Source organism: Burkholderia sp. YHN3-13 (genome assembly GCF_055810675.1).
The window spans coordinates 273,918-286,297 of sequence record NZ_JBVVNQ010000010.1; the positions used below are offsets into that span (position 1 = coordinate 273,918).

The window sequence follows — 12,380 nt, forward strand, 5'->3', positions numbered from 1 at the left end:
TGGGTCGCGTGATGGATCGACCTTTTACCCCGTACGTGCCAATTCCCTGCTTCGTACAGATCGCGTTGGTCACGCGGGAGAGGCCGTTGCGGTACTGCGACGCGGTGAACCCTCCACCGGTACCCAGCCGCATATTAGATAAGCGGACGGACAAGGGTATCAGCAAGGAAATTGCAACGAAATTTCAGGTATCTTTCGCTGGCAAACGTTTTGTCCTACAGTAGCGGGGCCTCAAGCTGGCGAGCCAGTTGGGGACAGAACCTGAGACGAAAATAAAGGGAATTCAAATGAGTTTCGCCCCGAATGGCGGTATTCCGGCCGGTTCCGGCGGGAATCTGTTGGGCTCGCTGAGCGCGCTCGGCGGCCTTGCCGGGCCGGTTGCGTCCACGGTGGCAGGCCAGATCGGCCCCCTCGCCGGTGTCGCAGGTCATATCGACACCGTGCAACGCGCCGTCCAGCTTGCGCAGACCGGCTTCTCGCTCATGAACAAAACGCCGGCCGCGATTGCGGACGCGCTCAACAATGCGGTCGGCGGCGTTGCTCGGCTGACTCAGCTAAATCGATACGTGACCATCGACTCGCCGCTCGGTTCGGACGTGTTGCTGGTCAGTACCGCGGTCATCGATGAGCACGTCAATCGGTTGCCGGAGATCCACCTGGATTTGCTGTCACACCAGCATGACCTGGTACCCGATCAGCTGATCGGTCAACCGATCAAAATCCGATTCGATGAGAGTGCGCGGCAGTCCACGCTGGAGCGTATCGTCTCGTCAGGGGGGGCCGACGGCATCCGCTACTTCGACGGCTACGTCACGTCGTTCGATCGGGCCGGCAATCCGGGCAAGGTGACGCAATATCAAATGACGGTGGCGCCGTGGTTCTGGTTTTTGACGCGCTCGACCGACTGCCGGATTTTTCAGAACAAGACCGCTCAGGACATCCTCACCGAGATTTTCCAGGATCACGGGTTCACCGACTTCGAGTTCGATATCCGGACCGCACAGAAGCCGCTCGAATACATCGTGATGTATCAAGAGTCGTACTACAACTTCTGTGCGCGTCTGATGGAGCAGGAAGGCCTGATCTGGACGCACCGCTACGAGAAGGAAAAGCACTTCCTTGTCATCGGCGATACGAATTTCGTTTTCCGCCCGATCGACGGGCTGGCCAACCTGCCATATGCCGCCAGCGCGGCGAGTGAAGACAACGGCATCGACCAGTTGCATGAAGGCCGACGTTTCGGTGTCGGCAAGATCGCTTTTCGCGACTTCAATCACCAGAACCCATCGTCGCCGCTGATGCTGGCGCAGGCAGAGCCGGAGAATCTCCGACATGCAGGGCTCGAGACAACGGAGCGTTTCGAGCACCAGTCGTTGTTCGACCACGGTGATGATGGCGACCGTTACGCGCGCATTGCGATGCAGGCAGAAGAAGCGAGCGCGCATCGGTATACGGGCAGCGGCTATGCGTGGCGGATGACGACTGCAGGCAGCGTGACGGTGACGAACCATCCAGTCATGGCCAACAATCAGGAATACGCCATTCTGCACGTTCGCCACGAGGCCGTGAACGACTATACGGAACACAACGCAAAACTGCCGTACCGCAATACATTTTCTCTGCTCCCGAAGAAGTTTCCGTACCGTTCGCCCAGAAATACCCCGAAGCCCGTCATCCACGGCACCCAGTCGGCAATTGTGGTCGGCCCGAAGGGCGAGGAAATTCATACGAACGGCAGTGCGGTCAAGGTGCACTTCCTGTGGGATCGCCGCGGCAAGCTGGACGGCTCGGATTCGATGTGGATCCGCGTGTCCCAGCCGTGGGCGGGTGACGGGTGGGGGGCGGCTGCCATTCCACGGATCAAACAGGAGGTCCTGGTCGCGTTTAACCAGGGAGACCCGGACAATCCGGTCATTGTGGGCCGCGTCTACAACGGCGAGCAGGGCAATCCTTATCACGGGGCTGCCGGGCAGACGATGGGGATCAAGAGTCAGACGCACAAGGGGGCCGGCTCGAACGAACTGCGGTTCTCCGACGTGAACGGTGCGCAAGAAGTCTTTCTGCATGCGCAGAAGGATATGAACACGGTCATCAAGGATTCGGAAACACACACGGTCGAAGCCGGCGCGCGCACGGTGTCGCTGCTCAAGGGCAGTGAGACGAAGCAGATCGCGCAGGGCGGATTGAAGGAAACCATCGCGCTGACTCGCGACACCACGGCGAACGTGATCAATACCAAGGCCATCGCGAGCAAGGCCGGCCCCGGCATGCAAAGCCACCAGGCGAGCGACGGCATCGAGCACCGTGTCGGCGACGGCGTCGTGACGATGACGCCGGACAGCATCAAGCTGACCTTCGGACCGTCCACGATCGTCATCAATGCGAATGGCATCTATCTCGACGGGCCGGTCATCCACCTGAATCGCGGCAGCGCGCAGTCCGCGGAACAGGCGCTCGCGCTCGAGTGGGCCGCGGAACAGGCGACGATCGCGAAGGGGCTGGCGAGCCCCGATCCGGCGACGCGCGCGGCGGCGGCCAAGCTGGCGAGTTCGCTGAAGGCGCAGCAACTGGCGAAACTCGCGGACCACGTGTATCACCCGAACGATCCGCCGCCGACCGGGTGGAAGATGGCGACCAACGATCCGGAGGCGTTGAAGGCTTTCGGGCTCAAGCCGAGCGACTTCGAGAAAAGCGGTAGCAACTTCGGGTCGCAGATGTATATCCCGGATCCGAAGGTCTTTGGCGACAGCATGAAGCCGACGGTGGCGTTCAAGGGGACCCAGCAGCTCTTCGGCGAAGACATGAGCAACAACATGGCGCAAGGTCTTGGCGCCGATGCGCCGTATTACCGCAATGCGGTCACGATCGGCAAGAACATCGAGACCACCGGCGCGTCGGCCGGTGTCGATTTCACCGGGCATTCGCTCGGCGGCGGCCTGGCGTCCGCTGCAGCCGAGGCCAGCGGCGGTTCGGCGGTGACCTTCAATGCTGCCGGCCTCAATCCGGAGACGGTCGCGCAATACGGCGGGACCGCCCAGGCGGCCAATATCACGGCCTATCGCGTCGACGGGGATATCCTGACCGGCCTGCAGGAAGGCCGACTCGGGCCGATCAGCGACGGCACGGCGGCGCTGATGCCGAAGGCGGTTGGCAGCCCTGTCACGCTCGACGGTGAAAGCGTGACCACGGTCGGCCGTCACCTGATGGGTGACGTGACGAACGGGATCAACCAGCAGGTCGCGAAGGATCAACTCGACCTGGCCTCCCAACTGAATTCATCTCACTGATGCGATACAAGAAAGCGATAACCGCCGGCGCGATTGCCGCACTCGTTGGAGTGTCCTCGCCGCTCTGGTGGCCCACTCAAGCTCAAGGGACGAACATGACTGGCTTCAAGCGTTACGCACCGGAGGATTTTTTTTCGGGGCAGCAACTTACGTTGGCTCAGGCCATTCATGACGGCGATCTCGGCCGCGTTCAGCAGCTCGCGCCGAAGACTGATCTGAATGCGCCGGGCGCGAAGAATACGACACTGCTGTCGTATGCGGTGCAGGAGATCGTGCCGGTCAAGAACGATGCATCGAACCCGCGCTACCAGATCATTTCGGTGCTCCTGAAGAATGGGGCTGATCCGAAGGCGCCTGTCGGTGCAAATGGCGGCTCGGTTGCGGATATTGCGCTGCGGGCAGACACACCGAACCTGCTTCGCGTGCTGCTCAATGGCGGGCTCGATCCGAACTGGCTGTACAACGGCGACACGCCGATGATTTTTGCAGTGTCGGAGAACCGGCTGCTGCCCCAGTTGAAGCTGCTGATCGAGCACAAGGCGAACGTGAACGCTCGCGATTCGCTCGGGAAGACGGCACTCTTCGAGGCGACGATGATTCAGCAGTGGGACATCGTCGATTATCTGCTCGCGCACGGCGCGGATCCGAAGATTGCCAGCCAGCTCGGCGTGTCGTACGGGTGGGTGCTGCAGAACGAGTTGAAGAACCATACGACCGCGGATTCCCCGGCGCGTACGCGTATCGAAGAGATTCGTCGCAAGATCGTCACGGCCGGCGCGCCGTGGCCGCCGCTTGATCCGAAGGCGCAACGGGCAGCAATGCGCGCCCGCGGCGAGAAGGTCGTGACGCCGGCCGGTCAGACGGATTGAACGCACGCGCGACTGTTGAAGCGTCGTGCAATGGATGCGGGAAATGACGAACGTTTTTGATTCGACACCGCGTGTCAGGCGAGAGATAGTCCTCGGCGTATCGGGGGGGCTGTACGTCCTCTCGCTTACGATGCCGGCGATGTATTTCGAAAAAGAAGCGTCGCTTAGCGGGTTGTCGGTTCTCGCCCAGGGCTGGTGGGGACTGTTCATGCTCAATCCAGCATGGCTCGCCAATCCGCTTTACGTGGTTGCGGCCGTCCAGCTCGCCCGGAACCGGTATACCCGCGCGAGCCAGTTTTCGGCCGCTGCGCTCGCGTGTGCGCTCTGTTCACTGTTCACGACGAAGTGGTACTTCAACGAAGCGGACGCGACGCCGATATCCGGCTACGGCGTTGCATTTTATGCGTGGCTCGTCGCGCATATCGTGTTGCTCACGGGCAGCTTGCGCTTGCGCCGGGAAAGCCCCGTCGCGCCACGGTGAAAATGAATGTCGGCGCCTGTGGATGCTGATTTCGACCCATTCCAACAACTACACATCACGAGAGAACTAGCATGACGGATTCCGAAAACCGTATCCGGATTCACGAAGGCAGCATCGTGCTGCCGAACGGTTTCGAGGATCGGACGACCAACCTCTTCGTGCCGGCCGATACGGCCGCACAGCCGAACCTCAGTGTCGCACGCGACTGGCTCAAGGACGGAGAGGCCCTTGCGCCGTATATCGATCGTCAGATCGCGCTGCTCAAATCGCGGTTGCAGGGACACCGGGTGCTTTCGCGCCAGGCTGAACGGCTTGGGCCTGAAATTGATGGACTGCCCGGGGAGCGCATCGACGCTGCCTATCGGAACGGTCCGAAGACCGTTTTTCAACGGCAAGGTGCATTCATCGTTGCTCCGGGGCGCGTGCTGATCTTTACCGCATCGAGCGCGAAGAGTTTCGGCGAAACGCTCGACGCATTGTGGCGCAACTGGCTCGACGGCTACCGTCCGGCAGAACAAGAGTCGGCATAACAACAGCAAAGGACAACCATCGTGTACGAAGCCGCACGAGTCACTGATCCGATCGATCACACCAGCGCGCTTGCGGGCTTTCTGGTCGGAGCCGTGCTGGGCATTGCCCTGATCGCCGCAGTCGCCTTCGCCACATTCACATGCGGATTCGGCGTGGCGTTGCTGGCGGGGATGATGGCCGGTATCGGAGCGCAGGCTCTCCTATCAATAGGGGAGTCGATCGGCAAGATGTTCAGTTCGCAATCCGGCAACATCATCACCGGTTCATCCGACGTGTACGTCAACTCCATGTCGGCGGCCTATGCGACGCTGAGCGGCGTGGCTTGCAGCAAGCACAATCCCATCCCGCTTGTCGCGCAAGGCTCGACGAACATCTTCATCAACGGGCGGCCCGCGGCGCGAAAGGACGACAAGATCACCTGCGGCGCGACGATCGCCGACGGTTCGCACGATACGTTCTTTCACGGCGGCACGCAGACCTATCTGCCGGTCGACGATGAAGTACCGCCGTGGTTGCGCACTGCGACGGAATGGGCGTTCGTGCTGGCGGGGCTGGTTGGCGGGTTGGGCGGGTTGTTGAAGCAGGCGGGCGGACTGTCGCGGGCGGTCTTGCCGTGTGCTGCGAAGTTCATCGGCGGGTACGTACTGGGTGAGGCTTTTGGGCGTTATGTTGCCGGACCCGCGATCAACAAGGCGATCGGCGGGTTGTTCGGCAATCCGGTAGATGTCACGACCGGAAGAAAGATCCTGTTGGCGGAATCGGAAAGCGACTTCGTGATCCCGAGCCCGATGCCGGTCGCGATCAAGCGGTTCTATTCCAGCAGCATCGACTATGCGGGGACACTCGGGCGCGGCTGGGTGGCGCCGTGGGAGCTTCGTTTACATGCCCGGGACGGACGTCTCTGGTACACCGACGCGCAAGGACGTGAGAGCGGATTTCCTTTGCTGCGGGCCGGGCAGGCGGCTTTCAGCGAAGCTGAGCAACGGTATCTAACCTGTACCCCGGACGGGCGTTACATCCTGCACGACCTCGGCGAGACGTATTACGACTTTGGTCAATACGATCCAGATTCCGGCCGTATTGCCTGGGTGCGCCGCATCGAGGATCAGGCGGGACAATGGTGCCAATTCGAACGTGATAGCCGCGGCCGCGTCACCGAGATTCTGACGTGCGGCGGTTTGCGTGCCGTGCTCGATTACGAGCCGCAGCATGAACGGCTGGGTTCGGTCACGCTTGTGCATGGCGAAGAGCGTCGATTGGCTGTCGCTTACGGATACGACGAAAACGGGCAGTTGGCGTCGGTGACTGACGCGAACGGGGCGGTCGTACGGCGATTTACTTACGTCAATGGCCTGATGACGAGTCACACGAACGCACTGGGTTTTACGTCATATTACGTGTGGTCGATGATCGACGGGCAGCCGCGGGTTGTCGCGACACGCACCAGCGAAGGCGAGGAGGCGACGCTCGAATACGACATCGATGGTCGTCAAACCCGTGTTCGGTACGCCGATGGCCGCACTGCGCACTGGCGCTTCGACGCACAGTTCCAGATTGTCGAGTACACCGACTTCGACGGCGGACTCTACCGGATTAAGTACAACGACACTGGCATGCCGGTGATGCTGATGCTACCGGGTGAGCGCACCGCCGAGTTCGAGTACGACGACGCAGGTAGGATTGTCGTTGAGAGGGATCCACTTGGCCGTACGACTCGCACTCGTTACGACGGCAACAGCATGCGGCCCGTGGAAGTTGTCGGGGCGGACGGCGGCGCCTGGCGCGCGGAATACGATCCACAAGGCCGGTTGCTGTCGACCAAGGATCCGCTTGGCCACGAGAATCGCTACGAGTATCCGAAGGGATTGACCGCGTTGCCGATCGCACATATCGACGCGCGTGGCGGACGCAAGAGGCTCGAGTGGAATCGTCTCGGAGAATTGGTTGCCTATACCGACTGCTCAGGTAAAACCACGCGCAGCAGTTTCGACGCGTTTGGACTGCCGCTTGCGCGGGAGAACGCCCTGGGGCAGCGCGTCGCATATGACGTACGTCCGACCGGCGAGCCACGTCGCATCACGTATCCCGATGGCAGCACGGAAACTTTCGAATACGATGCGGCTGGGCTCGTCGTGCGGCATGTCGGCCTCGGAGGACGGATACAGCAGTCACTGCGCAATGCCCGCGGTCAACTTGTCGAAGCGATCGATCCTGCCGGACGACGGACCCGCTATCACTATGACGTAGCGGGGCGCCTGCGCGAACTCCAGCAGGACCACGCACGCTACGTGTTCACGTACAGCGCGGGCGGCCGTCTTTTGACCGAAATGAGGCCCGATGGTGTCCAGCGGCGATTCGAGTATGGCGAAGGCGGAGAATTGCTTGCCGTGGACATCGTGGGCTCGCCGGACCGTCATGCGACGGCGGATCGGCCGATCCGTACGATTCGATTCGAACGCGACCGGATGGGTAACCTGAAGGTCCAGCATACGCCGACCGACGTTACCCGTTACGAGCGTAACAAGAATGACCAACTGGTGAAGGTCGAACGTACACCGACGGCCGCCGGTACGGCACTCGGCATCACGGCGAACGTGGTGCGTTTCGAGTACGACAAGGTTGGTCGTCTTGTCGCCGAGCACGGTGCGAATGGCGACGTTGAATACGACCTTGATGAACTGGGCAACGTGATATCGCTTGCGCTGCCCAACGATCAGACGCTCCGGATGCTGCGTTATGGCTCCGGTCACGTTCATCAGATCCGTTGCGGTGATCAGGTGGTGAGCGACTTCGAGCGTGACGACTTGCATCGCGAGATCGCGAGAACGCAGGGAAGGCTGACTCAGCGTTTTGCCTACGATCCGCTTGGCCGAAGAGTCTGGCAGTCCGCTGGCTTCCAACCGGACGCACTCGGTCGAGGACGCGGGCAGTTGTGGCGTAACTACGGCTACGACGCGTCAGGCGAGCTGATCGAGACCAGCGACTGCCTGCGTGGCAACACGCAGTACAGCTACGATCCGGCCGGACAGCTGACACGTCGTGTGAACACCATGGATCGCGAGCTCGAGGAATTTGCCTGGGATGCCGCTGGCAATATGCTCGACGGCGCACAGGGTAAGAGTCGCGGATACGTCGAAGGCAATCGTCTGCGGATGTGGCAGGACATCCGCTTCGAATACGATCCGTTCGGCAATCTGGCGACGAAGCTTCGCGGAGCCAACCAGCAGCAGCGCTTCACATACGATGGGCAGGACCGGCTGATCATGGTGCGCACGGAGGACGCGCGTCGTGCGGTCGAAACGCGCTTCCAGTACGATTCTCTGGGCCGACGTATTTCGAAGACCGATACCACTTTCGACGTGCGTGGCGTGAAACTGCGCAGCGAGACGAAACGGTTCGTATGGGAAGGCTTGCGCCTCGCGCAGGAAGTGCGCGAGACAGGCGTGAGCAGCTATGTGTACAGCCCCGATGATCCGTACTCACCGGCTGCCCGCGTCGATGCGGTGATCGCGGAGGCCCTGGCCGCGGCCGCGATCGATACGGCGAAGCGCGCGTCGCGGATTTATCACTTCCACACGGATCTGGCAGGGGCGCCGCAAGAGGTTACCGACGAGGCTGGCGAGCTGGCCTGGGCGGGGCAATACACGGCGTGGGGCAAAGTCGAGCCGAGCAAGCGGCAGCTCGCCACCGCGCGGACAGATCAGCCGCTGCGCTATGCCGGTCAGTATGCCGACGAAAGTACGGGGCTACACTACAACACGTTCCGGTTCTATGATCCGGACGTGGGACGGTTCATCAATCAGGATCCGATTGGGTTGGTGGGCGGCGACAATTTGTACGCGTACGCATCAAACCCATTGACCCGAGTCGATCCGATGGGGTGGTGTTCCACAAAGCTCGGGGAAAATATGGGGGCTCGCCCGCATGACGGTATGGCGAACCACCATCTGATTCCTGAAGAACTCATGAAGCACCCTGACTTTGCGGCTATGTTCAGCCGGTTGCGCGGGATGGGATTCGATGGCGATGGTGCGTCTAATGGCATATTCCTGCCCGGTAGCTCCAAGCTTGCCCAAACGCTGGAGCTCCCAGGGCATTGGTCGAACCACGGGCAATACACTGCGGCCATTGAAACTGAGCTAACGAAACTTAACCAACAATTCCTGGCGGGCCGTCTCAGTGATACGCAACTTGTGCTCGGTGTCGGGCGCATTCAAAATATGGCGAGAGAAGGATTGGAGTCCGGTAAATATTTGGTTGATGCAATAACGGGAAGGTTACTTTGATGAATGCACGTTTCTTTGTTGTTAAATACCGCGCTGGAGACCCAGGCTGCCCTCCATACCTGTCGGGAGAATTGAACCGTGCTGAATGGGAGTGGCCGATGTATGTCGCTGATCCGTTTGGCGTCGATGTAAAGCATGAATATATTTTCACACTATCAGATCCATCGATTTCGATTGATTTCGATTTCTACGGAACGCAAACGAATTACGTGTCAAAAGAGTTTTTGGCCGCATGTGAAAAATTGGGAGTTAGATATAGGGTGGTCCCCATTGGTATCGTTGCGGGTGGAAAGCCGGCGGGTAATAAGGCGTATTCAATTTTCTTGCCGGCAGATCATGAGTCTCTGCTTGATCGACAAAAGTCGGACTATTCCGAGGACCGGGATCTGGAAACAAAAGAGGTCGCCGAGAATAAGTTGTTTCCAGGGACTCCAATGTATAGTTGGATCAAAACCTTCATTCCGCGCGACGACTGTGCTAGCAATCTTTTTAGATGTACCGAAACAATGGAGCTGGTATGTAGTCAGGAGTTTAAATCGGAAGTGGAGCGATGCGCATTGAAAGGTATTGATTTTTCGCCGATCGATGAAAGCTATTCCTATGACCCTTGGGGTGAGGCACCGTAGGCCGCTACTTATCTGGGTGCTATGATTTGGATGTGAGGCAATGTGTGAGTGACGTTTACGGTTTGAGGCAGGATGAAGCATTTCAGCCTCTCGTTCAAGTCGATGATGACAGTGAAATCGCATATGACAAGAGCGTAGCTATACGAGCAACCGCTCTCTGTGGGCGGGGGTTTGGCCAAGACTATGGCCCCGTTAAGCTTACGTGGGGCACTTCGCGCAGAAAAAAGACCAGCGACGTTCATACGATACTATCTCCGTTTCTCGTGTTTAGTGAGAGGGCGCTTGATGTATTGGCGCCGGTACTTCGTGACAGCGGGGAGATATTGCAGGTCGAGGCCCCGATAAAAGACATGTTCGGATTTCATGTAACCCGGGTGATAGAGAATGCTGTCGATTTGGACGCGTCAAAATTCAAGATTTACCCTCAGGCAACGGTTTTTAATAAAATATATCTTCTGAGGAGCTGTATCGAGGGGATTGATATATTTCGCTTAAAAGAAAGCCCTGCAACAGTATTTGTATCCGAGCATTTCAGGGGGCTTGTGGAACAGAATAAGTTAAAGGGATTCAATTTTGGAGAGATTATTTCGCAATCTGATAAATAGGATTGCTCAACTCTCGGTGACCGATCAGAGCATGGTGCGGATAGCCTCGCTTTCGCGAGAGTAACTTGTGAAATCATACGTTGGAGGCGACTTCTCGGCCTCCATGCGCGTGACTGATCCTGCCTCGTTTTCACGTACAGCAACTCATGCGGCGATCAAGCTGGCCTCGTAGTCGACGGGGGGTAAGGAAGTCGATTGAGGTATGCAGGTGTTGTCGATTGTAATAGCCCTCGATCCAATCGTCGATATCCACACGGGCGTTGGCACGCGTTTCGTAGTGAGTCTGGTAGATTCTTTCGGCCTTCAGCGTCTTGAAGAAACTCTCCATCCGGCGCGCGACTGGCGTATTGGGTGGATTCAACCGGTCGTCGCAACACCTTAATCCAGGAGGTGTTTCATGGGTCGTCCATCGAAGTGGATACAACAGTTGACGAGGCGAGGAGCGATGCGCTCGCCAGGTGCACCATCGCTTCGGCACGAGGTTGAGCGCCAGTCTTGAGAGCAGGTTGCGACCGGAATCACAAGCGAGAAGGCTGCTGTGGCAGTTGGCGTGTCCCAGGCGGCAGGGACACGCTGGTTTCGCGAGCGTGGCGGTATGCCGTTGTTCATGGCAAGTCCAATATCCGGCAGGTAGAGGGTGCCTCGAATAAGCAGAAACCTGTCGGCATAAACAATCCTAACAAGGATGTTTATTTGTCTGCGGCGGACGAACATTTGGCGGAAAAATCAAATGTACCGAAGGGCGGGAAGGGAGTGATGGGGTGTTGAAAAAGATAGTCTGGTCGGAGAACTCAATATTCAATGTGAAGTTGAGTGATAATTTATTTACGATTGCGCAGATGCGATGTAATCATCTAATGCAATTTTTTGACGTAAGTAGTGAAGATGGTGCTTGGTCTGGAGTGGACCTAAATACTGTTCCTGAGTTATTTTCGATTTATGTTGCGGAAAATAAGTTAAAGCCAATTCTGGTTGAGAAAATCGACGAAAGCCGAGTTGCTCCTAATCTCAGACCGGCTCCAAAGCTTATGTTGAGTTTGAGAATTGATGGCTCCGGCGAGTTTGGCGCCGATTTGATTGAGCTAAGTGACACTTACTCTGGTGACGGGAAAAAAATCGTCAAGCAGAAACTTTCTTCTCAGGAGGACCTGGATTCCATCCGGCGCTATGAATTGGCTGGAATGGTGGGCGATCCGAACAAGATCAAGGGCAGGCTGTTAAGGTTTTTTGAGAGTGGAGTGAACTGGGACGATTCAAAATATTTTATCTTTAAAGATATACGGCCACTACATGCAATAAGGAATTAGCGGGGTGTGATCTCTCGATTGAATGGGAGGGCGGGACGTGGTTCTTTGCTGTATTGTTCGGTATTGGTCAGCCATCCTTGCTTAGATCAGCAAATACTCGGTGTGAGTAGGTTTGAGTTCAAGGTGTTGGCTATGGTGAGATGACCCTGAACCAGAATTAGTCCCGGTCGGAAGTGGAGATTTCCGGCTTGGTTGAGTTGTCAGGCGAGGCGGATTCCCTTGCCTGACGGGCGAATTCGGCGGGCGTCATCCACTGCAATGCGGAGTGGGGACGAACCTCGTTATAGTACGTGCGCCAGTCGTCGATTTTGCTCTGCGCGTCGGCCAATGACAAGAACCAATGCGCGTTCAGACATTCTTGCCGGAAGCGCCCGTTGAAGCTTTCGAC

Annotated in this window: 9 protein-coding genes and 2 pseudogenes; 9 read left to right on the forward strand and 2 right to left on the reverse strand. The window is 58.1% G+C overall.

The features are described from left to right. The first annotated feature begins 287 nt into the window (after positions 1–287). From AC0KUR_RS23120 to AC0KUR_RS23150, 7 genes are all read left to right on the forward strand, one after another. Complete coding sequence (locus AC0KUR_RS23120; RefSeq protein WP_034186681.1) at positions 288–3,287, forward strand: type VI secretion system Vgr family protein; 3,000 nt, start codon at positions 288–290, stop codon at positions 3,285–3,287. Beyond that, positions 3,287–4,156, forward strand: coding sequence for an ankyrin repeat domain-containing protein (locus AC0KUR_RS23125; RefSeq protein WP_034186682.1), 870 nt, complete (start codon positions 3,287–3,289; stop codon positions 4,154–4,156). The genes AC0KUR_RS23120 and AC0KUR_RS23125 overlap by 1 nt, the downstream gene beginning before the upstream one ends. Positions 4,157–4,199: 43 nt before the next feature. Beyond that, positions 4,200–4,637, forward strand: coding sequence for a hypothetical protein (locus AC0KUR_RS23130; RefSeq protein WP_473376461.1), 438 nt, complete (start codon positions 4,200–4,202; stop codon positions 4,635–4,637). Between the two features lie 71 nt (positions 4,638–4,708). Beyond that, positions 4,709–5,167 (forward strand): DUF1795 domain-containing protein, encoded by a 459-nt coding sequence (locus AC0KUR_RS23135; RefSeq protein ID WP_069705438.1) that lies wholly within the window; start codon positions 4,709–4,711, stop codon positions 5,165–5,167. Positions 5,168–5,188: 21 nt separating this feature from the next. Continuing rightward, entirely contained in the window at positions 5,189–9,454 is a 4,266-nt protein-coding gene (locus AC0KUR_RS23140; RefSeq protein WP_226251735.1) for an RHS repeat-associated core domain-containing protein, read from the forward strand. Beyond that, positions 9,454–10,080 carry a hypothetical protein gene (locus AC0KUR_RS23145; RefSeq protein WP_124609340.1) on the forward strand — a complete coding sequence of 209 codons (627 nt, stop codon included), beginning with the start codon at positions 9,454–9,456 and terminating at the stop codon, positions 10,078–10,080. The genes AC0KUR_RS23140 and AC0KUR_RS23145 overlap by 1 nt, the downstream gene beginning before the upstream one ends. Before the next feature lie 44 nt (positions 10,081–10,124). Continuing rightward, positions 10,125–10,685, forward strand: a complete 561-nt coding sequence (locus tag AC0KUR_RS23150; RefSeq protein WP_082744659.1) for an imm11 family protein — start codon at positions 10,125–10,127, stop codon at positions 10,683–10,685. A gap of 144 nt (positions 10,686–10,829) precedes the next feature. Here AC0KUR_RS23150 and AC0KUR_RS23155 read toward each other — a convergent pair. Continuing rightward, a pseudogene (locus AC0KUR_RS23155) lies at positions 10,830–11,013 on the reverse strand (IS3 family transposase); the annotation flags it as partial. 90 nt (positions 11,014–11,103) lie between these two features. On the opposite strand from AC0KUR_RS23155, the pseudogene AC0KUR_RS23160 reads away from it, so the two are divergent. Beyond that, positions 11,104–11,316 (forward strand): annotated as a pseudogene (locus AC0KUR_RS23160) (IS30 family transposase); the annotation flags it as partial. 133 nt (positions 11,317–11,449) lie between these two features. Further along, the gene (locus AC0KUR_RS23165) at positions 11,450–11,992 is read left to right on the forward strand and encodes a hypothetical protein (protein ID WP_473376462.1); all 543 of its coding nucleotides are present in this window, start codon (positions 11,450–11,452) and stop codon (positions 11,990–11,992) included. 157 nt (positions 11,993–12,149) lie between these two features. Here the strand turns inward: AC0KUR_RS23165 and AC0KUR_RS23170 are convergent. Further along, on the reverse strand, positions 12,150–12,380 hold a 231-nt coding region (locus tag AC0KUR_RS23170; protein WP_473376463.1), incomplete at its 5' end, for an integrase core domain-containing protein.